The organism is Streptococcus sp. AM28-20 (assembly GCF_003603595.1).
Lineage (GTDB): Bacteria > Bacillota > Bacilli > Lactobacillales > Streptococcaceae > Streptococcus > Streptococcus ilei.
The window spans coordinates 195,185-222,136 of record NZ_QTNK01000002.1 but is presented as its reverse complement, the minus strand read 5'-3'; the positions used below and the strand labels follow the sequence as shown (position 1 = coordinate 222,136).

23 protein-coding genes and 1 pseudogene are annotated in these 26,952 nt (G+C 43.3%); 17 read left to right on the top strand and 7 right to left on the bottom strand.

Features of this window, described 5'->3' with window-relative positions; genetic code table 11:
• Positions 1-257 precede the first annotated feature (257 nt).
• The 6 genes from DW738_RS06145 to DW738_RS06120 all read left to right on the top strand — a co-directional run bounded on the left by DW738_RS06145 (position 258) and on the right by DW738_RS06120 (position 6,446).
• Positions 258-1,193, top strand: coding sequence for a dihydroorotate oxidase (locus DW738_RS06145; RefSeq protein WP_123160603.1), 936 nt, complete (start codon positions 258-260; stop codon positions 1,191-1,193).
• Positions 1,194-1,318: 125 nt separating this feature from the next.
• Positions 1,319-1,675 carry a helicase BlpT gene (locus tag DW738_RS06140; protein ID WP_123160602.1) on the top strand — a complete coding sequence of 119 codons (357 nt, stop codon included), beginning with the start codon at positions 1,319-1,321 and terminating at the stop codon, positions 1,673-1,675.
• A gap of 282 nt (positions 1,676-1,957) precedes the next feature.
• Positions 1,958-2,893 carry a peptide-methionine (R)-S-oxide reductase MsrB gene (gene msrB / locus DW738_RS06135; protein ID WP_123160601.1) on the top strand — a complete coding sequence of 312 codons (936 nt, stop codon included), beginning with the start codon at positions 1,958-1,960 and terminating at the stop codon, positions 2,891-2,893.
• Positions 2,894-2,927: 34 nt separating this feature from the next.
• Positions 2,928-3,131 carry a hypothetical protein gene (locus tag DW738_RS10395; RefSeq protein WP_123160600.1) on the top strand — a complete coding sequence of 68 codons (204 nt, stop codon included), beginning with the start codon at positions 2,928-2,930 and terminating at the stop codon, positions 3,129-3,131.
• Between the two features lie 352 nt (positions 3,132-3,483).
• Positions 3,484-4,761 carry a CapA family protein gene (locus DW738_RS06125; protein ID WP_243634261.1) on the top strand — a complete coding sequence of 426 codons (1,278 nt, stop codon included), beginning with the start codon at positions 3,484-3,486 and terminating at the stop codon, positions 4,759-4,761.
• A gap of 17 nt (positions 4,762-4,778) precedes the next feature.
• A complete protein-coding gene (locus tag DW738_RS06120) occupies positions 4,779-6,446 on the top strand; it encodes a hypothetical protein (protein WP_123160599.1) in 1,668 nt (555 codons plus the stop codon).
• 110 nt (positions 6,447-6,556) lie between these two features.
• Here the strand turns inward: DW738_RS06120 and DW738_RS06115 are convergent, their stop codons facing one another.
• A complete protein-coding gene (locus tag DW738_RS06115; protein ID WP_023027230.1) occupies positions 6,557-7,432 on the bottom strand; it encodes an AraC family transcriptional regulator in 876 nt (291 codons plus the stop codon).
• Between the two features lie 249 nt (positions 7,433-7,681).
• Between DW738_RS06115 and DW738_RS06110 the strand changes: the two genes are divergently transcribed.
• From DW738_RS06110 to DW738_RS06090, 5 genes are all read left to right on the top strand, one after another.
• On the top strand, positions 7,682-8,515 hold the full coding sequence (locus tag DW738_RS06110) for a Cof-type HAD-IIB family hydrolase (protein WP_042361230.1): 834 nt from the start codon (positions 7,682-7,684) through the stop codon (positions 8,513-8,515).
• A 52-nt stretch (positions 8,516-8,567) separates the two neighbouring features.
• Entirely contained in the window at positions 8,568-9,200 is a 633-nt protein-coding gene (locus tag DW738_RS06105) for an SGNH/GDSL hydrolase family protein (protein WP_123160598.1), read from the top strand.
• A gap of 335 nt (positions 9,201-9,535) precedes the next feature.
• Positions 9,536-11,311 carry a pyruvate oxidase gene (gene spxB, locus DW738_RS06100; protein WP_023024318.1) on the top strand — a complete coding sequence of 592 codons (1,776 nt, stop codon included), beginning with the start codon at positions 9,536-9,538 and terminating at the stop codon, positions 11,309-11,311.
• 152 nt (positions 11,312-11,463) lie between these two features.
• A complete protein-coding gene (locus tag DW738_RS06095; RefSeq protein ID WP_123160597.1) occupies positions 11,464-11,811 on the top strand; it encodes a VOC family protein in 348 nt (115 codons plus the stop codon).
• 208 nt (positions 11,812-12,019) lie between these two features.
• Positions 12,020-13,459 carry a 6-phospho-beta-glucosidase gene (locus tag DW738_RS06090; protein ID WP_123160596.1) on the top strand — a complete coding sequence of 480 codons (1,440 nt, stop codon included), beginning with the start codon at positions 12,020-12,022 and terminating at the stop codon, positions 13,457-13,459.
• A 114-nt stretch (positions 13,460-13,573) separates the two neighbouring features.
• Here DW738_RS06090 and DW738_RS06085 read toward each other — a convergent pair whose 3' ends face one another.
• Positions 13,574-14,107 carry a hypothetical protein gene (locus DW738_RS06085; RefSeq protein WP_123160595.1) on the bottom strand — a complete coding sequence of 178 codons (534 nt, stop codon included), beginning with the start codon at positions 14,105-14,107 and terminating at the stop codon, positions 13,574-13,576.
• A gap of 203 nt (positions 14,108-14,310) precedes the next feature.
• Between DW738_RS06085 and DW738_RS06080 the strand changes: the two genes are divergently transcribed.
• Both DW738_RS06080 and DW738_RS06075 read left to right on the top strand, forming a co-directional pair.
• Positions 14,311-15,000, top strand: a complete 690-nt coding sequence (locus tag DW738_RS06080; protein WP_207802005.1) for a response regulator transcription factor — start codon at positions 14,311-14,313, stop codon at positions 14,998-15,000.
• Positions 15,000-15,887, top strand: coding sequence for a HAMP domain-containing sensor histidine kinase (locus tag DW738_RS06075; protein WP_123160593.1), 888 nt, complete (start codon positions 15,000-15,002; stop codon positions 15,885-15,887). Before DW738_RS06080 ends, DW738_RS06075 begins: the two co-directional genes overlap by 1 nt.
• Before the next feature lie 20 nt (positions 15,888-15,907).
• On the opposite strand, the gene DW738_RS06070 is transcribed toward DW738_RS06075, so the two are convergent.
• The 5 genes from DW738_RS06070 to pabB form a co-directional block, all read right to left on the bottom strand.
• On the bottom strand, positions 15,908-16,660 hold the full coding sequence (locus DW738_RS06070; RefSeq protein WP_123160592.1) for an ABC transporter permease: 753 nt from the start codon (positions 16,658-16,660) through the stop codon (positions 15,908-15,910).
• A gap of 54 nt (positions 16,661-16,714) precedes the next feature.
• A complete protein-coding gene (locus DW738_RS06065) occupies positions 16,715-17,623 on the bottom strand; it encodes an ATP-binding cassette domain-containing protein (protein WP_123160591.1) in 909 nt (302 codons plus the stop codon).
• A 12-nt stretch (positions 17,624-17,635) separates the two neighbouring features.
• The gene (locus tag DW738_RS06060; RefSeq protein ID WP_006595653.1) at positions 17,636-17,821 is read right to left on the bottom strand and encodes a hypothetical protein; all 186 of its coding nucleotides are present in this window, start codon (positions 17,819-17,821) and stop codon (positions 17,636-17,638) included.
• Positions 17,822-18,193: 372 nt separating this feature from the next.
• A complete protein-coding gene (locus tag DW738_RS06055) occupies positions 18,194-18,844 on the bottom strand; it encodes an alpha/beta hydrolase (RefSeq protein WP_123160590.1) in 651 nt (216 codons plus the stop codon).
• Positions 18,844-20,571, bottom strand: coding sequence for an aminodeoxychorismate synthase component I (gene pabB / locus DW738_RS06050; RefSeq protein WP_123160589.1), 1,728 nt, complete (start codon positions 20,569-20,571; stop codon positions 18,844-18,846). Before pabB ends, DW738_RS06055 begins: the two co-directional genes overlap by 1 nt.
• Before the next feature lie 120 nt (positions 20,572-20,691).
• Here pabB and DW738_RS06045 point away from each other — a divergent pair, with 120 nt between their 5' ends.
• The 4 genes and pseudogenes from DW738_RS06045 to metF all read left to right on the top strand — a co-directional run bounded on the left by DW738_RS06045 (position 20,692) and on the right by metF (position 26,923).
• Positions 20,692-21,732 carry an acyltransferase gene (locus DW738_RS06045; protein ID WP_123160588.1) on the top strand — a complete coding sequence of 347 codons (1,041 nt, stop codon included), beginning with the start codon at positions 20,692-20,694 and terminating at the stop codon, positions 21,730-21,732.
• Between the two features lie 113 nt (positions 21,733-21,845).
• A pseudogene (locus DW738_RS06040) lies at positions 21,846-23,459 on the top strand (alpha-glucosidase).
• Between the two features lie 266 nt (positions 23,460-23,725).
• Entirely contained in the window at positions 23,726-25,975 is a 2,250-nt protein-coding gene (gene metE / locus DW738_RS06035) for a 5-methyltetrahydropteroyltriglutamate--homocysteine S-methyltransferase (RefSeq protein WP_123160587.1), read from the top strand.
• 72 nt (positions 25,976-26,047) lie between these two features.
• Positions 26,048-26,923: a methylenetetrahydrofolate reductase [NAD(P)H] gene (gene metF, locus DW738_RS06030; RefSeq protein WP_123160586.1), complete on the top strand. Its 876-nt coding sequence runs from the start codon at positions 26,048-26,050 to the stop codon at positions 26,921-26,923.
• Positions 26,924-26,952: the final 29 nt, after the last annotated feature.

The following is a 26,952-nucleotide window of genomic DNA, read 5'->3' as shown; positions in this document are numbered from 1 at the left end:
TTTTTGACTTGTAAAGAAAAAAGTTGAATTTTCTGAAAATTTTCACGACTTGAATTTGAGTAGACTGAATTAGCTTCATATAGGTAACAATCATCTGAATATGTACGGTATTTCTTTACAATAATCTCTAGAAAGAGAGAGAAATAGGGGACAATTTTTCTATTTCCGGACGTTCTATCTTAATTTCTAGTTTTCTGAACTCTAGGGGCCAGTTTCATGCTATAATGACTGTAAGAATTTATTTCAAGGAGTAGAAGATGGTATCGACAAAGACGCAAATTGCTGGTTTTGAATTTGACAATTGCCTGATGAATGCGGCAGGTGTAGCCTGTATGACTACTGAGGAATTAGAGGAAGTGAAGAATTCAGCTGCTGGGACTTTTGTGACCAAGACAGCAACCTTGGAGTTCCGCGCTGGAAATCCAGAGCCACGCTACCAAGACGTGCCACTTGGCTCAATCAATTCGATGGGCCTTCCCAACCAAGGCTTGGACTATTATTTGGATTACTTGTTAGAATTGCAAGAAAGCGATCCAGATCGGACCTTCTTTCTATCTCTTGTCGGCATGTCTCCCGAGGAAACCCATATCATCTTGAAAAAGGTGCAAGAAAGTGATTTTAAAGGTTTGACTGAATTGAACCTTTCCTGCCCCAATGTCCCAGGAAAACCTCAGATCGCCTATGATTTTGAGACGACGGATCGGATCTTGTCAGAGGTCTTCGCCTATTTCACCAAACCTCTTGGGATCAAGTTGCCACCTTATTTTGATATCGTTCATTTCGACCAAGCTGCAGCGATCTTTAACAAATACCCGCTCAAGTTTGTCAATTGCGTCAATTCGATTGGAAATGGCCTTTACATCGAGGATGAATCCGTTGTGATCCGTCCGAAGAACGGCTTTGGTGGGATTGGTGGCGAATACATCAAACCAACGGCTCTGGCCAATGTCCATGCCTTTTACCAACGTCTGAATCCAGAAATTCAGATTGTAGGGACTGGGGGCGTCTTGACTGGTCGTGATGCCTTTGAACATATCCTTTGTGGCGCGAGTATGGTACAAATCGGAACCACGCTTCATAAAGAAGGAGTGGGGGCTTTTGAACGTATCACTGCGGAACTCAAAGCCATCATGGAAGAAAAAGGCTACCAAAGCCTGGAAGATTTCCGTGGGAAATTGCACTACATTGACTAATTTTTTGAAAAGAACTTCCTCGAGTGGAAACTTGGGGAAGTTTTTTTATGGTTTCTTATCCAGAGACAACATTCTGTTCCTAGTTTTAGAGATTTTCCATTTTTATAGAGAGAAAAAGGTGTACACTGGAGGTGAAAAGGAAGGTGATTTCGATGGGAGAAAGGGATGTGATTCAAGAGGCGAGGACGACGGTCAGCCTTCTTCAAACAGCCTTTTCTAGGGAATGCAAAGCCAGTCCTGATGCCTTTCGATTTAAAGAAAAACTAGATCAGATGTTGAAAGTTTTATTGAAGGCTCAAAGGATAGACAATCGCCTGTTGATCAAGTTGGAGAAGTTTTATCAGACCGCCAGTCTATTGATTGGTCTGGGTTGGTTGCGTTTAAATGAAGAAACCTTTCAAGCTTGGCGAGCTTATGATCACTGGCATTACGAGGTTGTGAAGCCTCTCTTACAGGTCTACGGACCGACGGTGGTTCTTTAATCTTGGTAACGATGTTTAGGAACATCAGATGATTGAGAGGAGGTGTGGGACATGTCTCTCATGCATGATTTTTTCCATCAGTTTTTAGTATCTCTACGGAATCTTGGTTTCTCGCTCTTTTTCTTATTTGAAAAATAAGTGGGAGTGCCTTTATCCCTTTTACTAGTTTAGTAGAAGGGATTTTTGATGCAGAATCCTTGAAAATCTGAGACTCTTGGATTATGATGGTGCTAATAGATGTTAAGCGTTCCTCTTAGGGAATGCAGGAAGCGAGGAAAAAAGATGGCAGAGATTTATCTAGCAGGTGGCTGTTTTTGGGGCTTAGAGGAGTATTTTTCTCGGATCCCCGGTGTAGAAAAGACGACGGTGGGCTATGCCAATGGCCAGGTAGAAACGACCAATTATCAACTGATCAAGGAAACGGATCATGCAGAGACTGTACAAGTTATCTACGATCCAGACAAGATCACTTTACGCGCAATTCTGCTCTACTATTTCCGGGTGATCGATCCCTTGTCCGTTAACAAGCAGGGAAATGATCGAGGCCGCCAATATCGGACAGGTGTCTATTACCTAGACGAGGCGGATCGTCAGGTGATCGCCCAAGTGTTTGCGGAGCAAGAAGAGCAACTGGGGCACAAGATCGCGGTGGAGCTAGAGCCCTTGCGTCACTATATCTTGGCTGAGGACTACCACCAAGACTATCTCAAGAAGAATCCTGGGGGCTATTGCCATATCGATGTGACGGATGCAGCCCAACCCTTGATTGATCCGGCAGCCTATCAGAAGCCAGATCAAGAAACCTTAAAGGCGAAACTGACAGCAGAACAGTACCAAGTCACTCAGGAGAGTGCGACGGAGCGTCCTTTCCACAATGCCTACGATCAGACCTTTGAAGAGGGCATCTATGTGGATATTACGACTGGGGAGCCTCTCTTTTTTGCCAAGGATAAGTTTGCTTCTGGCTGTGGCTGGCCAAGTTTCTCCCGTCCCATTGCCAAAGATGTCGTCCACTATTACCAGGACCATAGCCACGGGATGGAGCGGATCGAAGTTCGTTCCCGCTCAGGTAATGCCCATCTCGGCCATGTCTTCACCGATGGACCCAAAGACCAAGGTGGCCTTCGCTATTGCATCAATTCGGCCTCACTGCGCTTTATTCCAAAAGAGGAAATGGAGCGAGAAGGTTATGGTTATTTATTAAAGGCTTTGAAATAAGAGGGCCTTTCTATTAAATCGAAAAACGGAGTTTATGATGAAAAATAGAAATTTGCGGTTAACAATTTTTTCACTTTCGGCTATGGTAACTCTGATTGGATTAGGATTTACTGCCTATAATCATTTTGTATTCCATCAACCTTTTATGAATCGGACGACAAAAGGGCTGCTTTCGGCCTTTTTCCTAAGTCTTGTCATGGTTGCGATTAGCTTGTCCAAATCAAACGATAAGAAATGATGATCGATCATTTATATGAATTAATCAACTGTGCAGGAGCAGGACGATGAAGCGTTTCTAAACAATGGCGCTTCTGTCCTGCTCTCTTTTTTCTCTTCTTAAAATTTGTGATACAATGAAGAGAAAGCATTTCAATGAATACTAGGTTTGATATGGGTTTAGTGGCTCATTGTATAAACCTGAGATGAGAAAGTTGGAATGTTAGAGAAGTGTGAGAATGTAAAAGGTACCATCAAGATGCTAGGGAGAGGCCTTTGACAAGTGCAAGAGAATTGAATAGGAAGAGAAGATGATGAAGAATTGGAAGGATCTCTTAAAGAGATGGAGCGAGCTTGGGAAAGATATCCTCAGGATGCTCAACGACTGGCTTGATATTGGCTTGGGAAAGGTGACCGCTTTTCGCCTGACCAACGAACAGTTTGTCTATGGTTTGCTGATTACAGTATTTGCGGCAGCAAATCTGGTCTTGTGGGTTCAAAAATGGAATGGTTTTCCCATTACAGCGCTAGAAATGCCGGAAGTCGTTGAAAAGCAAGAAGAAATTCATCCGGATCAGTTACCGCATACGGCTCGGATCATGGCAAATGGAGATCAACTCTATCATGACTTGATTTACATGAGCGCCGCCAAGGAAGATGGAAGCTATGATTTTTCTGAGAATTATCACTATGCTCAGGAATGGTTAAAGCAAGGGGATCTGGTCTTGGGGGATTTTGAAGGGACCATTAATCCGGATTATGGGCTTTCGGGTTATCCGATTTTCAATGCCCCTGGGGAGGTGGTTGCTTCGATTAAGGATGCAGGCTACCAGGTGATGGACCTGGGACATAACCATATCCTCGATTCTGGCTTGGAAGGGCTGTTTTCGACTGCCAAGGCCTTTGAAGACGCGGGGATCCAAACGGTTGGTGTCTACCCACATGAGACGAGAGATCAAGCCCCTATCCTGATCAAGGAAGTAAATGGGATCAAGATTGCGATCTTGGCTTACTCCTACGGGTTTAATGGGATGGAATATAATCTAGAACAAGAGGACTATGATAACCGTCTATCGGATCTCAATGAGGAGCGGATGCGTCAAGAAATCCAAAAAGCTGAGATGGAAGCAGACATGACCATTGTCATGCCTCAGATGGGGAATGAATATGAGTTAGAACCGACAGAGGAACAAAAGGAGCTATACCATAAGATGATTTCTTGGGGAGCGGATATCGTCTTGGGTGGTCATCCTCATGTCGTCCAGCCTGCTGAGATTGTGGATAAGGATGGGCAACAGAAATTGATCGTTTATTCTATGGGGAATTTCCTTTCCAATCAGCGGATGGAAACCATGGAAGGGATAGACAATGCCCAATGGACCGAACGGGGTGTCCTGATGGATATCACCATTGAGAAGGTAGGGCGCAAGACACGGATCAAAACAGCCACAGCTCATCCTACTTGGGTCAGCCGGACGCCAAAGGACAGTTATTCTCCTGAAGGTTATGAACTCTATCATTTCCAGACCTATATCTTGGAGGACTGGATTGAAGGAGGCAAGTATCGGGACCAATTGGATGATGAAACAAAGGCGCGTGTTGATACAGCCTATCAAGAAGTGAAGGAACATGTGAATCTGAATTGGCAGTAGGAAGGGCTGATTAAGAAATGGATAAACTTGGATGGTTACCAATTGGATTTGTTGGACTGATCATCATTATGGTTCTAACAAATCGGATAGCAACGATTCGTCTGAGAAAAAAATTAGCCAAGGCTTGGGAGGGAAAACCTTTTTTTATAAAAAATGATAGTGAAGAGAGTTTAGTGGAAACAATGCTTTTGGCATCTACACTCCAGCCAACGGATAGTCAAGTAGATGGTCAAACTTGGCATGATTTAGACATGCATAGAGTCTTTGATCAGCTAAACTATACACAGTCTAGTATAGGTGCTGAGGCTTTGTATCAGAAGCTGCGTTTGATAAACTTTCAACCAGATGCATCTTTGCAGGAGTTAGAAGATTTCTTTGAACATCACCCGGATCTTCGTCTGAAGGTTCAGGTTGTTATGAACCAGTTAGGAAAAAAGAACCACAATATGGCTAGAAGTATTGTGGCGAATCCAGGGAAGCAAGATTCGAGGATCTATCTTTCTCTCTATCTTTTTTTAGCGTGTTTGCCAGTCCTCTCTCTTTTCTTTCTTCCGTTTTTTAAAATTCAAGCCATGTCAGTCTTGATAGCGAGTGTGACGTTTAATATCATTTTTTCGAGCATTCGGAATTGGTCGAATAAAATGCGCTTGGATCAAGTTAGTTACCTGGTTCGTATCTTTGCTTCAGCGGAAAAGCTGAGCCGTCTAGTGCTACCAAAACAAGAAAACCTCAAACAGGCTATCCAACCATTTAAGAAGACGAAAGTCATTTCCAGCATCTTACAAAGTCCAACAGGAAGCTCCGAGATGGAAATTATCCTGATTTACCTTAATTTTCTTTTCTTAATTCCGCAGATTGCCCAAATCTATATCTACCAGCAAGTGAGGACTCATCAGAAAGAAGCTCAGGAAACAATCAATCTTTTGGGGGAATTGGAAGTAGCCATCAGCCTTCTACGCCATAAGCGTGATGTTGATTTGGTTTGTCATCCCAATTTTAAGGAAGAAGCTGGGATTAAAGGAAAGGGGATCTACCATCCTTTACTAGCGGATCCGGTTGTTAATGATGTTAGTTTTGAAAGAAATATGGTGATTAGTGGAGATAATGCCTCAGGGAAATCTACTTATCTGAAAATGGTAGCTATTAACTGTATTCTAGCTCAGGGCTTGGGCTTCGCCTATGGTGAAAGTTTGGAGCTTTCTTATGGACATGTCATGACCTCTATGGATGTCAGTGATGATATCGAGGTTGGAGATAGTTATTTTATTACAGAGAGCAAAACGATTCTCCGAATGATTGAGAGTCTGGAAAAGTCTGGTTTTCATTATTTCTTTATTGATGAACTCTTTAAGGGAACCAATACCATTGAGCGAATTGGATCTGGCTTGGGGATTGTCCGCTGGCTATCTAGACACGATTGCTTGTATATGATTTCAAGTCATGATATTGAGTTAGTCGCGGCGTCTGGTGCAGTCAATGATAATTATCATTTTGATAGTCGTTATGTTGACGGGGAAATTGTCTTTGATTATCAGATAAAGCAGGGGGCGGCAGTAACGAAGAATGCGGTCAATACATTAAAAAGCCTCCATTTTCCTTCAGAAATCACCCAAACTTCTCAAGAATTAATAAGGCAATATGAAGAAACAGGGAAATGGTCTTTAAATACAATAATTGAGAGCTAAAGATGTAAGTTGCTTCGTTTTATCTGATATTTCTACTGTAAAAAAACTAAAAGCCCCTGGAACATAAGTTTCAATTGTGTTCAGGGGGCTTTTATTATTTGATCCTTTGATTAAAGACAAGCTTTTCGGTATTGACTTGGAGTGATCTGATAGTATTTCTTGAATTGGCGATTAAAGTTTGAGAGGTTGTTGAAGCCAGATTGGCTAGCGATATCAATAATTGCCAGATCAGAATGCTGGAGGAAATGGGCGGCTTTTTTTAGCCGATATTGGATGATGTACTCCATACAAGAGATCCCTAATTGTTTCTTAAAGAAATTCATAAAGTGGGTCGGGCTAAAATGACACAATTCTGCTAATTGCTCAATCATAAGCTCCTCTTGGTAATGGTTCGAAATATGGTCGAGGACCAAACGAATTTTTTCTTCTCTTCGATAAGCATCCGTTGAAAACTTCTTCTCGACAATATAGTTGTGAGAAAAGAGGAGATAGAGGAGTTCATTGAGCTGGGATTTGAGTCGAAGTTCATAGAAAGGACCTTGTTCTCTTCCGTTTGCCATACAGTTTAAAAGGCTCTGTTTGATTTCTTCATAACCCGGAGATTGGACTTGGATACGTCGGACAAATTCAAAATCACCATTGTAGAGGGGTTGTAAATATTTTAGAGTGGCAATGTTTTTATGCGTGATTCCGATCAGGTCCAGATTAAAATGGAGGACATCCATGGTATGGGAAGAACTCTGGATGGGATGAATGGAGTGAAGGGCATTCGGGCGGATCAAAATAATATCGCCTGGTTGACTATGAAAATATTCATAGTCGATATGGAATTGAGCAGTCCCTTCGTTGACATAAATAATCTCAATATCAGTGTGCCAATGAAATAAAATATCCGGTTGGCCATTTTGGGTGCGAATCTGTTTGATTGAAAAAGGGAAATCGCTATTGGTAAAGGATGTTTGGCGGTATAAGGTCTTTGTGTTCATGCCTACCTCTTAGATCTTTTTCGGGAGTAGCAGACGCTTTGGCTAGGTGTGAGAGAGGGTCTGCTAGTTACTTCATACAGGGAAAATCTATTATCTATATTATAATAAAATTGGACCGAAAATTAAAGAGGATTCGGTGGAATTTCTAAAATTTTAAGGATGGGGAGAAGGGAGCGTTTGTGGCAAAGAAGGCCCAAAATGACTAGGAAATGGTGTATAATAGGGACAAGATAGAAAGAGGTGGCTGGTATGATACAAATGATTGCGACAGACATGGACGGTACTCTGATGGATGCGCAAGGAGAGGTTGACCGTGAGCGTCTGAGCCGCATCTTGGATCAGCTAGACCAAAGAGGGATTCCCTTTGTTATTGCGACGGGGAATGGCTATAGCCGTATGGCTCATGTCTTGGGAGAGCTGAAAGATCGTGTCACCTTGGTTCTAGCCAATGGTGCACGGATATTAGAGAAGGGAAAGCTCATCCGAGAGTGTAGCTGGCCTGAAGAGCTGGTGCAGGAGGTCTTGCGTTATCTAGAAGGTCGAGAAGAAGAACTTCATCTGGTCGTCAGTAGCCTATCTGGAGCCTATGCCAAGAAAGGAACAGAGTTTCCTCTTTTAGAGCAATTGATGACGCCTGAGTTAGCTACAGCTTTTTACAGACGGATGCGCTTTGTGGATGATTTGGTCCAAGAGCATGGTGAGCAGGTTCTGAAGATAAGTGTCGTCACTGACACTGAAAAAGTCGAAGTCTTTGTGCAAGAGTTGCGAGAAGAGTTTGGGGAGCGACTGCTTCCAGCAGCTAGTGGCTATGGAGCCATCGATATTCTGCAACCGGAGGTCAATAAGGCTACAGCCATTCAATTCTTGGAAGAACACTGGGGCGTTGATGGTGGGCATTTAATGGCATTTGGCGATAGCCAAAACGATGTGGAAATGCTGGAGTTAGCGACCTATTCCTATGCGATGGAAAATGCGGACGTCCATGCTCGACAAGCAGCCCGCTACACAGCGTCATCTCACCAAGAAGGTGGGGTTTATGAAATGATTGAAGCCTATTTGGATGGAAGACTAAGTTTCGACTAGGCGAATATTCTACCGCACATAGTTTCTACCATACGAATCGAAAGGAGTCTTTATGGCTGTACAATTATTGGAGACCTGGCTCTTGAAAGAACAGGCAAAAATACAACAGAACTACCGAGAGCTGAATCAAAAACCTTTGAAGGAACCCGATATACTTTTTATAGGAGACTCTATCATCGAATACTATCCTCTGCAAGAGTTGCTTTTGACGGATCAGTATATGGTGAATCGGGGAATCAGAGGCTACAAGACAGACCTCTTAAGAGAGAATCTAGATGCCCATATTTTTGGTCAAGCAGTGGATAAGATTTTCTTACTAATCGGAACCAATGACATTGGCAAGGAAATGCCCCTGTCAGAAACCATTGATAACATGTCCATAATCCTCCAGGAGATGGTGCGACTCTTGCCCTTGGCGCAAATCAAACTTGTTTCGGTTCTCCCTGTGAATGAGGGAGAAACCTACAAGGGGACAGTCTATATCCGGACCAATCAAAAGATTCAGACCTTGAATCAGGCTTATCGTGAGCTGGCTCAAGAAATGATGAATGTCGAATTTATCAATGTTTTTGAGAGCTTGCTCGGTGAAGATAGTCAGCTAAAACCAGCTTATACAACAGATGGTCTTCATTTAACAATTGAAGGATACAGGGTCATTAGTAAGGCTCTTCAAAACGAACTATAACCCATCCTAGCAGGGAAAATCTATTTTCCGCTAGGTTTTTTTAGTATCTTTTATGGAACAGTTTGGTAAAGTGCTCCATTTTGTACTAATTTCATAACAGTTAGAAACTTTGTTGTTGTGCGGTTTATCCCTTCTGTTATAAAATAGTTTGCAGAAACAGAACAGATTTCGCTGTTGTGTTATGTAATAGTTCCAGGTGTTCAGTGAGCATATTCTTATACAAGGACAATAAAACGTGATAAATTGATATAGTAAAGTTGTTTGAAACGTTTTCACTCTTTGTCGAATTCAGTTCAAAGACTGACAATTATTTTTATTGAAGGAGAGTTATCATTATGACTCAAGGGAAAATTACTGCATCTGCAGCAATGCTCAACGTATTGAAAACATGGGGCGTAGACACGATCTACGGTATCCCATCAGGAACACTTAGCTCACTTATGGACGCTTTGGCTGAAGACAAAGATATCCGTTTCTTGCAAGTTCGCCACGAAGAAACAGGAGCTCTTGCAGCGGTTATGCAAGCTAAATTTGGCGGTTCTATCGGTGTTGCAGTTGGTTCAGGTGGACCTGGTGCCACTCACTTGATCAACGGTGTTTACGATGCAGCTATGGATAACACTCCATTCCTCGCGATCCTTGGATCACGTCCAAACAACGAGCTCAACATGGATGCCTTCCAAGAGCTTAACCAAAACCCAATGTACAACGGTATCGCTGTTTACAACAAACGTGTCGCTTACGCAGAGCAATTGCCAAAAGTTATTGATGAAGCTTGCCGTGCTGCCGTTTCTAAAAAAGGTCCAGCCGTTGTTGAAATTCCAGTAAACTTTGGTTTCCAAGAAATCGACGAAAACTCATACTACGGTTCAGGTTCTTACGAGCGTTCATTCATCGCTCCTGCTTTGAACGAAGTTGAAATCGACAAAGCTGTTGAAATCTTGAACAATGCTGAACGCCCAGTTATCTACGCTGGTTACGGTGGTGTGAAAGCTGGTGAAGTAATCACTGAATTGTCACGTAAAATCAAAGCACCAATCATCACAACTGGTAAAAACTTTGAAGCTTTCGAATGGAACTACGAAGGTTTGACAGGATCTGCTTACCGTGTTGGTTGGAAACCAGCCAACGAAGTGGTCTTTGAAGCAGACACAGTTCTTTTCCTTGGTTCAAACTTCCCATTTGCTGAAGTATACGAAGCATTCAAGAACACTGAAAAATTCATCCAAGTGGATATCGACCCTTACAAACTTGGTAAACGCCATGCCCTTGACGCTTCTATCCTTGGTGATGCAGGTCAAGCAGCTAAAGCGATCCTTGACAAAGTAAACCCAGTTGAGTCTACTCCATGGTGGCGTGCAAACGTGAAGAACAACCAAAACTGGCGTGATTACATGAACAAACTCGAAGGTAAAACTGAGGGTGAATTGCAATTGTACCAAGTCTACAATGCCATCAACAAATACGCTGATGAAGATGCAATCTACTCAATCGACGTCGGTAACTCAACTCAAACATCTACTCGTCACCTTCACATGACACCTAAGAACATGTGGCGTACATCTCCACTCTTTGCAACAATGGGTATTGCGATCCCTGGTGGTATCGCTGCTAAGAAAGACAATCCAGACCGCCAAGTATGGAATATCATGGGTGACGGAGCCTTCAACATGGTTTACCCAGATGTGATCACAAACGTTCAATACAACCTTCCAGTTATCAACGTTGTCTTCACAAACGATGAGTATGCCTTCATCAAGAACAAATACGAAGATACAAACAAACACTTGTTTGGTGTAGACTTTACAAATGCTGACTACGCTAAAATCGCTGAAGCACAAGGTGCAGTTGGATTTACCGTTAACCGTATTGAAGATATCGATGCTGTGGTTGCTGAAGCTGTTAAACTCAACAAAGAAGGTAAAACTGTTGTCATCGATGCTCGCATCACACAACACCGTCCACTTCCAGTAGAGGTACTTGAGTTGGATCCAAAACTTCACTCAGAAGAAGCTATCAAAGCCTTCAAGGAAAAATACGAAGCAGAAGAACTCGTACCATTCCGTCTCTTCTTGGAAGAAGAAGGGTTGCAATCACGCGCAATCAAATAATCCTGCTCGTCGAAAATCAAATGTAAACTGCGTTATCTTCACCTTGCCGTACTCCAGTACTGCCTGCGGTTCGATGCCTTGTTTATTCTTTGATTTTCTTTGAGAGAAGCTTAAAAGATCGGAGCAATCCGGTCTTTTTTAGAGGAGAGTAAATGAATTTAAATCAATTAGATATTATTGTTTCAAATGTACCCCAAGTCTGTGCGGAACTGGAGCATATCTTGGATAAGAAGGCAGACTATGTTGATGATGCTTTTGCTCAGTTCACGATTGGCAGTCACTGTCTCATGTTCTCACAAAATCATTTGATACCTCTGGAAAATTTTCAGTCAGGAATCATTCTACACATTGAAGTTGAAGATTTGGAACAGAATCAAAAGCGTTTGAAAGAATTAGGGATTGAAATTTTAAACGGCCCAGTTGTAACCGATTGGGGAACAGAATCCCTGTTAGTTGAAGGCCCTGCTGGTCTAGTCATTGATTTTTATCGTATGAAATAGGATGCTTCGTCATTTGAAGTTAACCATAATTATTCTTAAAACAGAATATGAGAATATGAACTATTAAAAGATCGGAGTCATCCGGTCTTTTTGTGTTGCGCGTAAACAGTAGCAATCATAGAATAGTATCAGTTTTTCCTAGGATGTTGTAAGACTTTCGGGTTAAAGAGGGATATAATAGACCTATCAAATCAAGTGAGGTAGAGAAATGACCGATAAACTTCAATTTCCAGATGGTTTCCTTTGGGGTGGAGCAACGGCTGCCAACCAGTGTGAGGGAGCTTATAATGAAGATGGCCGTGGTTTGGCCAATGTGGATGTGGCACCAATTGGGCCTGATCGTCATGCGATTATTACGGGTCAGAAAAAGATGTTCGACTTTGAAGAGGGCTATTTTTACCCAGCTAAAGATGGCATTGATATGTACCATCGCTACAAGGGAGACATTGCCCTCTTCGGGGAAATGGGCTTTAAAACCTATCGTTTGTCCATTGCCTGGTCTCGGATCTTCCCGAAAGGGGATGAATTGGAGCCGAATGAAGCGGGTCTACAGTTCTATGAAGACCTCTTTAAGGAGTGCCACAAGTATGGCATTGAGCCCTTAGTGACCATTACCCACTTTGACTGCCCCATGCATTTGATTACAGAGTATGGAGGGTGGCGTAGTCGCAAGATGTTGGAATACTACGAACGCCTCTGCCGAACGCTCTTCACTCGTTACAAAGGTTTGGTCAACTACTGGCTGACCTTTAATGAGATCAATGTGATCCTTCACGCCCCTTTTATGGGAGCGGGGCTCTGCTTTGAAGAAGGGGAGAATGAGGAGCAAGTCAAATACCAGGCGGCTCACCATGAATTGGTCGCTTCAGCCATTGCCACCAAGCTTGCCCATGAAATTGACCCGAACAACAAGGTCGGCTGTATGCTGGCAGCAGGACCAAACTATCCTCATACCTGTGCTCCGGGAGATGTCTGGGCTGGTCTAGAAGAAGACCGCAAGAACTTATTCTTCATCGATGTGCAGGCGCGTGGGGAATACCCAAACTATGCCAAGAAAGAGTGGGAGCGTCAGGGAATTACAGTCGAGATGACGGAACAGGACCTGCAATTGTTGAAAGACCATACAGTGGACTTTATTTCCTTCTCCTACTATGCCAGTCGGGTCGCTTCAGGTGATCCAGCTGAAAGGGAGAAAACAGCGGGCAATATCTTTGCCTCTCTGAAGAACCCCTACCTAGAAAGCTCGGAATGGGGTTGGCAGATTGATCCTCTTGGTCTCCGCATCACCCTCAATACCATCTGGGATCGTTATCAAAAGCCGATGTTTATCGTGGAAAATGGTCTTGGTGCAGTGGATACTCCAGATGAAAATGGCTATGTAGCTGATGATTACCGGATTAACTACCTGGCTGCCCATGTCAAGGCCATGCGAGATGCCATTAACGAAGATGGTGTTGTCCTCTGGGGCTATACGACTTGGGGCTGTATTGACCTGGTCTCTGCCGGGACTGGAGAAATGAAGAAGCGCTACGGCTTCATCTATGTCGATCGGGACAATGAAGGAAAAGGAACTTTAGCCCGCTCACGTAAGAAATCCTTCTATTGGTACAAAGAAGTCATTGCGACCAATGGAGCTTCTGTTGAATAAAAGTTTTCGGTACTTGCTGGCCGACTCTCTCCTATAAACTAAAAAGCTTAGAATCCCAACCACAAGCTGGGGTCCTAAGCTTTTTGTATGTAGTTAAGCCAAGTCCTTACTGATTTACTGGTCGTAGTCTAAGACATTGTTCTCGATGACAAACTTAGATTCAGCGGAAATGTTGGCTTCTCCTAGTTGCAACTGAGAACTTCCGTCTGGCTTCATGATGTGCCACTGACCGTCCTTATGGGCAAAAATGGCCTGAAATGTGACGTTATTACTCTTGTCTCGAATAGGTAGAACAAATGCTTGATCAGTATTCTCTAAGAGAATCTCTTCTTTTTTTTCAAAGTTATAGATATAAAATTGCCCAGTTCTTTGTCCCAAACCATGAAGTTCATCGACTTTTTGCCAATTCTCAAACTTATTCCGAACAAGGGATTCATTATAAATCTTGTTGATGGTTTCGTTCCGTTTCTTCGTTTCTTCCTCGTCTAGTGTTTTCTGAAACTCTGCAACCTTTTTAGTCGTTTGAATGGTTTGTCTGTTTTGCTCCCTGATTTGCTGGCGGTGGATGACTCGCATCATTCTTGCAGCAACGCCCAGGATGACGAGGATGGATACAAGGCTGATTTTAGTTTTGGCATTTTTTTTCATAGATGATTCTCCCTATTCTGTCATTGCTCCTATTATACCTTTTGAAAGAAAGGATAGTCAAGTTCATCTTGTGATGACCTAACATGCAGATTTGCAGGGGGACTATAGGATTTTATTAGATTTTCATTGACGAAGGTCCCTTTATTTGATAGGCTAGAGGAATAGAAATGATTTGGAGTTCGAAGGAAAAAGGAGTGAGGCAAGTGGCACGGGTTTTATTAATCGAGGATAATAATGATATCCAAGAAATTTTATACAGTCTCTTAAGTGAAGACCATGAGGTGCTTCAGGCTTTTTCAGGTACAGAAGGGTTGCGGCTCTTCCAGCAAGAAAGCATTGATTTGGTCCTTCTCGATATCATGCTTCCAGGGAAAAATGGGGATCAGGTTTTGGAGGAGATCCGTTTGCAGAGTCAAGTGCCGGTCATCATGATGACCGCTCTTGGAGACAAACACCTCATTAGCCAGTATCTCCTTGCAGGTGCTAATGATTATATCGTCAAGCCCTTTAATCTGGACGAAGTGGCAGCTCGGGTAACGGTGCAGCTGAGAAATAACAACACTCCGGCACAGGAACCTCCATCATCGAAAAAGCTGACTTTTAAAAATCTGGTCCTGAACCCAGAAACCTTTGAATTGGAGTCTGGAGAACATACGCTTCGCTTGGGCAAAAAAGAATTTCAAATTTTTGAGACCTTACTGGCGCATCCAAAGAAGATTTTTACCAAGGAAGAATTGTATGAAGCGGTCTGGGAAGAAGTTTATCTGCCTGGAGACAATACGCTCAATGCCCAGTTGAGCAACCTCCGAAAGAAAATTGCTCAGCTCGATCCTAATGAGGACTATATTGAAACCGTCTGGGGCTTGGGAGTTCGCTTGAAAGGAGACAAGTAATGTGGGGATTGGTTCTAGTTCTAGTCGTCCTTGTCCTTCTCTTTGGACTGGGTTACCTTCGCCTACTCTCTGCTCTCAAAGATTTGCAGGAGCAGATTCAAAAGAAGCTCCAAAATGGGAGTGGGGTACGGTTGACCTCTCAGGTGTCAAAAAAAGAATTGGTCGCCTTGACCAAGCAGGTCAGTGATCTCTTTGATCAGATCGAGCGGACCAATCGGATTGCCTTTCAAGAGAAAAAAACCTTGGATATGGCCATCAGTAATATTGCTCACGATATCCGGACACCTTTGACCATTGCTTCGGGCTATACCCAACAAATCATCAAAGGAGGGACGCAAGAAGAGGAAAAGCTGAAGAAAATTGCTTCCAATCTTCAAGTCGTCTCAAAACGCTTGGAATCTCTCTTGGAGTACAGACGCTTGATGGAGGGAGCCATCCAGCCTCGGCTTTCAGACGTCAATCTCAGCCAAGTGCTAACCCAGCAGTTATTCCAGTATTATGATAGCTTGTCTGAGGCGGGGATTGCCTTAGAGGTAGAGTTAGAAGAACATCTCCATTATGCTACCGATCCTGAGCTTTGGGAGCGACTCTTACAAAACATGCTCAGCAATGTCCTCAAGCATGGGAAGGAGCAGGCACGTTTGACCTTGACTTCTGATGAGGAGACGATTCGGGTCGAGCTGCGCAATATTGTGCAACAACCGATTCAGCATTTAGACCAACTGGCTAGTCGATTCTACTCAGAAAATCTATCGGATACAGAAGAGTCATCTGGCTTGGGTCTCTATATCATTCAAAATTTTGTAGAGATCTTAGGGGGAGACTTACAACTGGCAACGGAGGCAGACTGGTTTATCTTAACCATTACACTAAGAAAAAAGGCTTGAGCACCGCTCAAGCCTTTTTGTTATAAATCTTTGTGTTTGAAAGTAGCGAGTCCTAGGAAGCCGAAAACAAGGATGAAGCCAAGAGCGATCGAGAGGGTGTTGTTTGTTGCTATCGTACTTTGGACCATGGAATATTGGAATTCCAAATTTAGATAGTGGAGAAGATCAATATCTTTAAAGAAGAGCGCCGGAAGGCTTAAGAAGATATTTCCAATGAAGTAGCCAACGAAGGCCAAGGTGATGGATTGGCTGGCATAAAGGAGGAAGGAAATGATGCTGACCCAAGCCAGGGTGGAAAGAAACTGAATCAGCACGGTTAGTCCAAAATGAGCAAGGAAGTGCTCTGGCATGGTACCAATTCCATTGTAGAGGGTCGCGAGTAGGAAGACAAGACCATAAGATACAAGGAATTGGAAGAGAGCAATGGTCAGGACAACAGCGCTTTTAGCAAAGTAGTAGCTGGTGCGCGAAACGCCATAGGCCAGACTATTCTTGTATAAGTTTTGCGTTAAGTCTGTTCCTAGAACCAAGGTGATGACAATAATGGTAAAGAGGATAGTCACACTGATGCTGGAAGAGTAGTTGGTCAAGGCTTTAAAGCCCGTCCAAACTTCGGTCGCTTGGGGTAATTTGGATTCCGTATTGACGCCGACGTGGCCGGTAGCTCCAAAGATGACTCCAGACAGGATGTTGAGTACGAGAATGGCTTCTGTGATCCAAAAACCTTTGGAGCGAAAAAGTCTGTAAAAATCTGCTTGAATGGTATGCAACATGATAAATCTCCTAAATGAAATATGTGGGATAAGTAATGCAAGACGGTGGGTTGACTAGTCTACCAAGTCCGTAAAGAATTTTTCCAGATCTTGGCGGGCATAGTAGATTTCGTCCACATCAATATCTGCTTGGACGAGGGCTTTGACAATGACTTTAATATCGTGAGTCTGGCCAAAGATATGGATTTCTCCATCCTTATCGATGACCTTGATGCGATGATGGAGCTGATCTTGGATCAATTGACTCGCAAGGGCTAGTTGATTGGTCTTGAGGATGATATAGTCTTCGCCTTGCTCCTCGAATTCGGCCTTGCTAATTTCTTTGATCAGGCGTCCTTGGTCGACAATGCCAAAACGATTGGCAACCAGATAGAGTTCAGAGAGGATGTGACTGGAAATGAGGATAGTCATGCCGAGTTCGTCGTTGAGACGCTTGATCATCTGACGGAATTCCTTGATTCCAACAGGATCGAGACCATTGATGGGTTCATCCAAAATGAGGAAGTCAGGCTTGGCAATGAGCGCGATGGCAATTCCCAACCGTTGTTTCATTCCCAGTGAAAAATCACGGAATTTCTTCTTACCAGTATTATTCAGGCCGACATAATTCAGGGTTTCTTTGATGACCTGGTCGGGGTTTGGGATATGGCGTGCCTTGCAATAGTAGACTAGATTTTGATAGGCAGTCATATGCTTGTGGGCTACAGGGCTCTCAATGACGGATCCGACACGTTTCAGGGCTTGCGTCCACTGGGAGCGATTTGAAGAAGCAAAGAGGGAGACGCTTCCGTCCGTTTCTTGAATCAGCTGGGTGATGACCTTGATGAGGGTGGTTTTCCCAGCTCCGTTCTTACCGATGAGGCCGTAGACATCACCTTTGCGAATAGTCAGATTCACATCATTTAAGGCGTATTGTTGACCGAATTTTTTGCTCAAGTGTTTAATTTCTAATACTTTTTCCATGGCTTCTTCTCCTTAGTACAGCTTATTTTCTAGCAAATCGAAAACGATTCCGTAGGCTTCATGCTCGTAGCTATGCTCTATAAAATTTGTTTGACTATCGTTGAATGTGACCTCAAAGTTAAAATCGTTATGTACGAGGCTCCAGACGCTAAGAGCAATGATAGAGGCGATGGCGACAATCATTAGTTTCTTTTTCATAAGTGAACTCCTTCTTGGTTATTTCCTTTACACTCTTAGTATACAGCTTGCTTTTCAAATAACTATCAAGCAATTCTAAAATATTTCTAAAAAAACGACTAACCTTTTAAAAGTTAGTCGTTACTTGTAGTTTAAGTTTTCTAGAGGCTTTTCTTAAGTGAGTACGGACGTCAGCGAACTTCGAAGAAGTTCCATGACTTAGTTTTGAACCTAAAGTTTCAAAACTCCCGAGTCCTTGAAATATCACTATTTCAAGGACTTTTCTCACGGTGGAAAGCCTCAAGGTATTCATGAGTAACTTTAGAAAATAAACATTTCTTTAAATATCTTGATTTTTTAAGTTATGTAACATGAAAAAATACTTTATCTACATTAAGAGGAACTGTTTTTTAAGCTAGCCTCTTCATTTTTAAATTCACCAACAAACTCCTTGATGACTTGTGCCAGTTCATTGGGTTTCTGAGTATTGAGTAGATGGCCTCCATCTGCGATTTCTTGATAGTGCCCTTTGGGCAGGAGATTTGCCAACTTTTTCGAAGAAGCTTGATTGGCCCAATCTTTGCTGCCACAAATCACTAAGCTAGGGAGCTGACAAGTTTTAGCAGTATTGGTTAGATTAAGACTTTTTAACTCGGTCAAGATTTGCAACATGTGCTGTTTGTTGGCCCCCTGCTTTTCAAAGACCTGTTTGGGAAGCAGACGAAAGAGGAGGATCTGGAGCCGATAGAGGAGATTGGTCTTGAGTTTGTATTGTGTCCCTGAGAGCACCAAGCCCTTGAGGTGTGGTAAGTCTTGGCTGGAGAGTTCAAGAGCGAGAACGCCACCCAGTGAGAGTCCAACCAGAATAAAGGGCTCGCTTTCTTGTTGGAGACACTCCGTCAGTCTTTCTTTGGCCTCCTGGTAGCTTTCGCTTGGATAAGAGAAAATAGCGAAAGAGTCAGAAGGCAAGGGGGAAAGTGCATCTTGAACACTTTGCCAAGAATGAGCATCCTGGCCTAGGCCATGTAAAAAAACAAGTTTCATTATGGGTTCTTTCTTGTAAAATCGAGTGGATAAAGTCCACGAAGGGCATTGCAGGCATAGACTCTGTCAGCAACTTCTAAATCCTTCAGTGTCAATCGTTTTTCCTCTACTTGTCCAGTTTCCAATAGATGGCGGCGGTAGATCCCTTCGAGGAGAGGGAGATGAGCTGGAGGAGTGTAGAGTTGGCCGTCGATCTCTAGAATGAGGTTGCCGATGGTCGTCTCTAGTAAGGTTCCGTCTTCTAAATAGTAGATCTGCTCCCGATCTGACTGGATGAGATGGTCTCTCTGGCTCGTTTTAAAATAGGTAAAAGGTCGGTTTAATGGTGCAGTTTGTTCTCGTAATTGAGCCTGTAGATAGCTAGCTGGCAAGTCTGTTAGCTCCGTAATCGTCAGTTGGAAGTTTCCGTTTTTCTGCAAGGCTATCCGACAACGATAGTCAAGGCTAGAATCAACATGAGTGAGCTCTTCTTGAAGTTTGTTCAAGAGCTTTTGCTCATTATAAGGATAGGCAAAGTAGCGGCTGGCCTCTCGCAAACGGGTCAAGTGTTGCTTCAGGAAGGTCAACTCTCCTTGGTGGATACGACCAGTTGTCAAGAGATCAAATCGAGGCTCTTGACGGTAGAGAACAGCAGACTTTTGCTTAGTTTCCTGGTATTCGGATTTCCATTTGCTGTCCCAAGTGATGCCCCCTCCTACGCCATAGATGGCTTTGGTGCCTTGCATTTGAAGGGTTCGGATAGCCACATTGAAGATCCGTTTCCCTTTTGGAAGAAGGATCCCAATCGTTCCACAGTAGACTCCGCGAGGAGCAACCTCTGTCTTTTGAATAATTTCCATAGTAGAGATTTTCGGTGCCCCTGTAATCGAACCACAAGGAAAGAGGGCCTGGAAGGTTTGAACCAGGTCGATCTCTGGGCGCAAGCGACTTTTAATGGTCGACGTCATCTGCCAAACGGTAGAGTATTGCTCAACTTGGCAGAGACGGGTCACCTGCTCACTTCCAATTTCCGAAATCCGGTTCATATCATTGCGGAGGAGATCTACAATCATCATATTTTCCGCTCGATTTTTGGGGTCCGCTTCTAACCAAGCTGCCTCTTCAAGATCGGCTTGGTTGGTGAGGCCACGACGAGTCGTCCCCTTCATGGGGCGCGTGGTCAATAGCCGATCTTCTTGTTCAAAAAAGAGTTCAGGGCTGATAGAGAGGATGGACACATCATCGTGCTGGATAAAGGCATTGTAATGGGCCTTTTGCTCTACCACTAAGCGATTATAGATGGCCAAAGGATCAGCCTCTAGCTCTTGAGAAAGCTGGACGGTATAGTTGACCTGGTAGGTGTCTCCTTGACGGATGTGGTGCTGGATGGTCTCAATGGCTTCTTGATAGGTAGGCGCCTCGACCTCTTCCTTCCAATTGGCAGGTAGGTCCACAGCCTCATAGTCCTCTGGGAAAGGAAGGGTCTCGACCTCCTCATGAATGGTGAAATAGAGGAGATACTCTCCCATGAGTGGTGCTGGGTGGACGGCTAATTTTTTCTCAAAAGCAGGAGCGGCTTCATAACTGACATAGCCTACGGCATAATAACCAGCCTCCTGATAGGCTTCCGCCTCTCTCAGAAGAGTCTCTACTTGGTCGAGGTCTCTGGTTTTTAATTCCCTTATGGGCTTGGTGAAAAGCTGTCGCAATCCAAGCTCTTTAAAATCAATAATCGTTTGTTTGTGCATGCTTTGAGTATATCAAAAATAGAGGAAAAAAGGTAGATAAGGAGGCAAGGATTCCTTGCTTGGTCCTCTCTTTCATGCTAAAATAACCATAGAATCTGCATTTGGCGAAGGAGTAGGACCATGAAAAAGAATTCCCTCTATAACACTTCCAGTATTAGTCTTTTTCAATACCTCTTTGCGATTGCAGTGATTTTGGTGCATAGTGGTCGCTTAACTTCCTATGAGTCGGTGCATTTTGGTCTCAAGAGTATCCTTGGACGGCTAGCGGTGCCATTTTTTATCGTCTGTGCCAGCTTTTTCCTCAAGCCATCACTAAGAGATGCAAGGAAAATGAAGGCCTATCTGGTCAAAATCGTAAAAACCTATTTATTTTGGAGTTGTGTCTATCTTCCCTATGCCTGGGTCTTTTTTTCTAGTCTCAACCTCCCAGTATCTCTCTTTCCAGCTGGCGTCCTCATCGCTCTAGTCTATTTGGGGATGTGTTACCAACTCTGGTATATCCCAGCTTTTTTGCTAGGTTTGTTTTTGGTCAATCAACTGGTCAAACGCTTGGGCATGGTTTGGGCGGGGGTGATCAGCTTGCTCCTCTATTGCTGGGGCTTGGTTGAGACCTATTCGGCTTATCTAGACACCACGAGTCTTCTCAAGGGCTACCAGCTCTACAGCAACTTATTTTTCACTGCTCGAAATGGATTCTTTTACACGCCTATTTTTATCTATATGGGATACTATCTCTATGATCATTTTCATGCACAAACCTTTAAGGTTCACCGTTGGCAAAAGCTATCTCTCGCCTTTGGCTTGTTCTGTATGGAAGGCATCATCATTTTTCAACATGAAGGAATCGATAAGAACTTTTTCTTATTACTTCCTATTGTGACGGTCTATTTTGTCAATGCCTGCCTGCGATCGTCCTTTTTGAAAAGCTATGATTTGCAGTACTTAAAACAGATGAGTATGGCGCTTTACTTTTCGCATCCAATCTTCATCGAGTGGGCTCGCTATGGTTTTAGCAATCTCCCACTTTCCTATCCAGACAGAGGCAAGCTGATTTTTGTGGTGGCCTTGTTTGGAAGCCATCTCTTTGGGTTGGCCATGCTCTCTTATCACAATTGGCAAAATGAAAAGAGGATGAGAAGGTTAAAAAAGGAAGTTTTCTAAAGTGACTTCTTTTTTATTTTAAAGGAGACTGATAGAGCTACTAAGAGTTGCAATTTCTTTCAAGTTTGGTTATGTTGAAAGGGATTACAAGTAAAATCAAAAAGGAGAAGTACATGAAGAAAAAAAGGTGGCATGATGCTGTGATTTATCAAATCTATCCCAAGAGTTTTTTAGATAGCAATGGGGATGGAATTGGTGACCTCAAGGGGATCATCAGTAAGCTGGATTATTTGGAGAAATTAGGCATTATGGCCATTTGGCTGTCTCCTGTTTAGCAAAGTCCTATGGATGATAATGGCTATGACATATCTGATTATGAGGATATTGCTTCTATCTTTGGGACCATGGAGGATATGGAGGAGCTGATTGCGGAAGGGCAAAAGCGCGATATTAAGATTATTATGGATTTGGTGGTCAACCATACATCGGATGAGCATGATTGGTTTATCGAAGCGAAAGAAAATCCAAACAGTCCAGAGCGGGACTACTATATTTGGAGGGACCAACCCAATGATCTTCTCTCGAACTTCAGTGGTTCAGCTTGGGAATTTGATCCAGCTTCCCAGCAGTATTATTTGCACTTCTTTAGTAAGAAGCAACCGGACCTGAATTGGGAAAATGAGAGCCTTCGGCAGAAGATTTACGACATGATGAATTTTTGGATTGACAAGGGGATCGGTGGTTTTCGGATGGATGTCATCGACATGATTGGGAAAATTCCGGATCAGAAGATCGTAGCCAATGGTCCTATGCTCCACCCCTATCTGAAAGAAATGAATCGAGCAACCTTCGGAGATAAGGATTTGTTGACGGTTGGGGAGACTTGGGGAGCTACACCTGAGATTGCCAAGCAATACTCTGGTCCTGACAATGAGGAATTGTCAATGGTCTTTCAATTTGAACACATCGGGCTTCTATTCCAAGAAGGTCAGCCCAAATGGCGCTATGCAAAGAAGCTCAATGTTCCTAAGCTGAAAGACATATTCAATAAGTGGCAGACAGAACTGGGCATGGACGAAGGCTGGAACTCCCTCTTTTGGAACAACCATGACCTTCCTCGTGTTGTTTCTGCCTGGGGAGCTGACCAAGCCTACCGGGTGAAGTCCGCTAAGGCTTTAGCCATTCTTCTTCATTTGATGAGAGGGACGCCTTATATCTACCAGGGAGAAGAGATTGGCATGACCAACTATCCTTTTAAGAGCCTAGACGAAATCGAGGATATTGAGTCTATTAACTATGCCAAGGAAAGTCTAGAAAAGGGAGTAGACCTCGACACCATTATGGACCAAATCCGGCATATTGGCCGTGACAATGCTCGGACTCTTATGCAGTGGTCCAATCAGTCACAGGCTGGATTTACGACCGGTCACCCTTGGCTAGTCGTCAATCCAAACTATCAGGAAATCAATGTAGAAGCGGCTTTGGCCGACCCTTCATCCATTTTTTATACCTATCAGCAATTGATTGCTCTCCGTAAGGAACAAGACTGGTTGATTTCTGCAGATTTTGAGCTACTTGATACAGCAGATCAAGTCTTTGCCTACCAACGTGTAGACGGGGACCAGCGCTATTTGATTGTGGTCAATCTGTCTAGCCAAATCCAGAGTTTTGAACTGGAGGAAGACTACCAGTCTGTCCTCATTAGCAATACAGAAGTAGAACAGGTCAAAGAGAAGAAGGTATTGGAGCCTTGGGATGCTTTTTGTGTGCAACAAACTAGAGCATAAGTTCCTAATAAAAAGAAGCGGATAGCTTCTTTTTTTGTTTTTGAGAAGACTAGGACTGACGAATGGGAGGGGTCTGGGCCTGTCTGGTAGAAAGCTTATAGTTATTTTTTATAAGGACTATTAGTTCTGGTCAATGACAAGAGGGGAAAACCCTTGATCTATAAGGTTATAGTTTCTGGCTATATCGTAAACCATTGAAAAGCAATTATACAGAAGGTGCTTCTTCTGATAAGATAGACTCAACTTGAATTTTTGGAGGACAAAACATGTCAACTACAATTATTGGATTCCCTCGTTTGGGTGAATTCCGCGAACTAAAATTTACAACTGAGAAATATTTTAGAAACGAAATTACAGCTGAAGATTTGTTGGGTGCTGCAAAAGAATTGCGTGCCAAACACTGGAACATTGTCAAAGAAAAAGGCATCACTGAAATCCCATCAAATGATTTTTCACATTATGACAACTTCCTAGATGCAGCCTTCCTTTTCAACGTGGTTCCTGAGTCGGTTCAAAATTTGGACTTGTCTGACCTTGAACGCTACTTTGCTTTGGCGCGTGGTTACCAAGGTGAAAAAGGGGATGTGCGTGCTCTTCCAATGAAGAAATGGTTCAACACCAACTACCACTATATCGTTCCAAAATTTGAAAAAACAACAGAAGTCAAATTGGCTGGTCACAAGATTTTTGATGAGTACCAAGAAGCCAAAGAATTGGGTCTTGACACTCGCCCAGTTGTGGTTGGACCATTCACTTTCCTTCAATTGTCAGACTTTGAAGAAGGTGTGAAAGCAGAAGATTTCGTGGATAGCTTAGTGGCTGCTTACCAAGATGTTTTTGCGAAATTGGCTGAACTTGGTGCAACTCGTATCCAACTAGATGAAGCAGCTCTTGTCAAAGACTTGACAGCTGAAGAAAAAGCACTCTTCTTAAACCTCTACAACAAACTCTTGGCTGACAAAAAAGGTCTTGAAGTCTTGATCCAAACTTATTTTGGTGACGTGCGTGACATCTACGCTGACCTTGTGAACTTGCCAGTAGATGCGATTGGTCTTGACTTCGTTGAAGGGAAGAAAACTCTTGAACTCGTTAAAGGTGGCTTCCCAGCAGATAAGACTCTTTATGCAGGTATTGTCAATGGTAAAAACATCTGGCGTAATAACTACGAAGCAAGCTTGGAAATTTTGAAACAAGTTCCAGCTGAAAATGTTGTCTTGACAACTTCTTGCTCACTGCTTCATGTACCATTTACGACTGCTAACGAAGACTTTGAACCAGCTATCTTGAATCATTTTGCTTTTGCAGTTGAAAAATTGGAAGAACTCCGTGACTTGGATGCTATCCGCAACGGTCAAGGTGAACAAGCTCTTGCAGCGAACAAAGAACTCTTTGCAACAGAACGTGTCGGAGCAAATGCGGAACTTCGTGCGCGTATCGCTGGATTGACAGACGCAGACTATACTCGTTTGCCAGCCTTTGCTGAACGTGAAGCCATCCAAGAAGAAGCCTTTAAACTTCCAGCTCTTCCAACAACAACTATCGGTTCATTCCCTCAAACCAAGGAAGTGCGTGCTAAACGTTTGGCCTTCCGTAAGGGTGAATTGACGCAAGAAGAATACGATGCCTTCCTTGCTGAAACCATCGACGAATGGATCAAATGGCAAGAAGAAGTTGGATTTGATGTGCTTGTACACGGTGAATTCGAGCGGAACGACATGGTTGAGTACTTCGGTCAAAACTTGTCAGGTTACCTCTTCTCTAAGAATGGTTGGGTACAATCATACGGTATGCGTGGGGTGAAACCACCAATCATCTGGGGTGATGTCACTCGTCTCAACCCTATTACTGTTAAATGGTCTAGCTATGCACAAAGCCGTACGGACAAACCTGTCAAAGGGATGTTGACTGGACCTGTTACTATCCTTAACTGGTCATTCCCACGTGAAGACATCTCTATCAAAGATTCGACTCTTCAAATCGCTCTTGCTATCAAGGAAGAAGTTCTTGACCTTGAAGCTGCAGGTGTGAAGATTATCCAAATCGACGAGGCTGCTCTTCGTGAAAAATTGCCACTCCGTCGTAGCGACTGGTACGAAGACTACCTTGACTGGGCTATTCCAGCCTTCCGCTTGGTACACTCAACAGTAGCACCAGACACACAAATCCACACTCACATGTGTTACTCAGAATTTACAGATATCATCCCAGCTATCGATAACATGGATGCGGACGTGATCTCATTTGAAGCGAGCCGTTCAAACCTTGAAATCTTGGACGAACTCAAAGCTCAAAACTTCCAAACAGAAGTGGGGCCTGGGGTTTACGATATCCACTCACCTCGTGTGCCAAATGAAGGCGAAATCGACCACACCATCGAAGCCATCCTTGCGAAAGTACCAAGCAAGAAAGTATGGATCAACCCTGACTGTGGTTTGAAAACACGTGGTATCAAAGAAACGAGAGAAAGCTTGATCCGTCTTGTAGAAGCGGCAAAAGCTGCTCGTAAAGCGCTATAAGGCAAGTAGAAATTCCTAAGCTTGCTGGTTAGCAAAAGAAAGAATTGCTCAATCAAGAAAGGAATACATTTGATGACTAAGCAAACACCGTCGCTCTCCTTTGAGGTTTTCCCTCCAAATCCTGAAGTAGGCAATGCCAAGCTCTTACGTGCCTTGGAAAATATGCAGGAATTAGCCCCTCACTTTATCAGTGTGACCGCTAGCAATAACAAATACAATATCAAAGAGACGACGGTTGCCTTAGCCAATCATATTCAAAATGAATTGTCTATTCCGACCATTGCCCACTTGCCTGCCATCTATCTGAGTAAGGAAAAAGTGGCAGATACCCTTCATGACTTAGACCAAGTGGGAGTTCATCGGATCTTGGCCCTTCGTGGAGATATTATTCCAGGTGTGGAGCCTCTGAAAGACTTTCGTTATGCAACAGATTTGATTGAATTTATTAAAACGGAAGCTCCTCATTTTGATGTAATCGGTGCTTGTTACCCTGAGGGGCATCCGGATTCACCTAGTCAGATTTCAGACATTCAAAACCTTAAAAAGAAAGTGGATGCTGGATGTTCAAGTCTAGTGACTCAGCTTTTCTTTGACAATGAGCGTTTCTACGATTTTCAAGATAAGTGTATCTTAGCGGGAATTGATGTTCCCATTCATGCAGGGGTGATGCCAATTCTTAACAGAAACCAGGCCCTTCGCTTGTTGAAGACTTGTGAAAATGTTCATATCCCACGGAAGTTCAAAGCCATCCTTGATAAGTATGAGCATGATCCAGAATCCCTTCGTGCAGCTGGTTTAGCTTATGCGGTAGATCAAATCGTAGATTTGGTCACACAAGATGTTGCAGGTGTCCATCTCTATACCATGAACAATGAAGATGTAGCCTATCATGTCCATCATGCAACAAAAGCTTTATTTGATCATCAACCAAACTTAGAAGTGATCTAATCAACAGTCTAAGAAGGAATTGTAGAGAT

Coding starts and splice junctions, on each gene's coding strand:
- DW738_RS10395 (WP_123160600.1), top strand. CDS start 2,928: ATGATGAAAAATAGAAATTTGCGGTTAACAATTTTTTCACTTTCGGCT.
- msrB (WP_123160601.1), top strand. CDS start 1,958: ATGGCAGAGATTTATCTAGCAGGTGGCTGTTTTTGGGGCTTAGAGGAG.
- metF (WP_123160586.1), top strand. CDS start 26,048: ATGACTAAGCAAACACCGTCGCTCTCCTTTGAGGTTTTCCCTCCAAAT.
- spxB (WP_023024318.1), top strand. CDS start 9,536: ATGACTCAAGGGAAAATTACTGCATCTGCAGCAATGCTCAACGTATTG.
- DW738_RS06070 (WP_123160592.1), bottom strand. CDS start 16,660: ATGTTGCATACCATTCAAGCAGATTTTTACAGACTTTTTCGCTCCAAA.
- DW738_RS06055 (WP_123160590.1), bottom strand. CDS start 18,844: ATGAAACTTGTTTTTTTACATGGCCTAGGCCAGGATGCTCATTCTTGG.
- DW738_RS06105 (WP_123160598.1), top strand. CDS start 8,568: ATGGCTGTACAATTATTGGAGACCTGGCTCTTGAAAGAACAGGCAAAA.
- DW738_RS06120 (WP_123160599.1), top strand. CDS start 4,779: ATGGATAAACTTGGATGGTTACCAATTGGATTTGTTGGACTGATCATC.
- DW738_RS06115 (WP_023027230.1), bottom strand. CDS start 7,432: ATGAACACAAAGACCTTATACCGCCAAACATCCTTTACCAATAGCGAT.
- pabB (WP_123160589.1), bottom strand. CDS start 20,571: ATGCACAAACAAACGATTATTGATTTTAAAGAGCTTGGATTGCGACAG.
- DW738_RS06095 (WP_123160597.1), top strand. CDS start 11,464: ATGAATTTAAATCAATTAGATATTATTGTTTCAAATGTACCCCAAGTC.
- metE (WP_123160587.1), top strand. CDS start 23,726: ATGTCAACTACAATTATTGGATTCCCTCGTTTGGGTGAATTCCGCGAA.
- DW738_RS06075 (WP_123160593.1), top strand. CDS start 15,000: ATGTGGGGATTGGTTCTAGTTCTAGTCGTCCTTGTCCTTCTCTTTGGA.
- DW738_RS06125 (WP_243634261.1), top strand. CDS start 3,484: ATGCTCAACGACTGGCTTGATATTGGCTTGGGAAAGGTGACCGCTTTT.
- DW738_RS06090 (WP_123160596.1), top strand. CDS start 12,020: ATGACCGATAAACTTCAATTTCCAGATGGTTTCCTTTGGGGTGGAGCA.
- DW738_RS06085 (WP_123160595.1), bottom strand. CDS start 14,107: ATGAAAAAAAATGCCAAAACTAAAATCAGCCTTGTATCCATCCTCGTC.
- DW738_RS06045 (WP_123160588.1), top strand. CDS start 20,692: ATGAAAAAGAATTCCCTCTATAACACTTCCAGTATTAGTCTTTTTCAA.
- DW738_RS06065 (WP_123160591.1), bottom strand. CDS start 17,623: ATGGAAAAAGTATTAGAAATTAAACACTTGAGCAAAAAATTCGGTCAA.
- DW738_RS06110 (WP_042361230.1), top strand. CDS start 7,682: ATGATACAAATGATTGCGACAGACATGGACGGTACTCTGATGGATGCG.
- DW738_RS06145 (WP_123160603.1), top strand. CDS start 258: ATGGTATCGACAAAGACGCAAATTGCTGGTTTTGAATTTGACAATTGC.
- DW738_RS06060 (WP_006595653.1), bottom strand. CDS start 17,821: ATGAAAAAGAAACTAATGATTGTCGCCATCGCCTCTATCATTGCTCTT.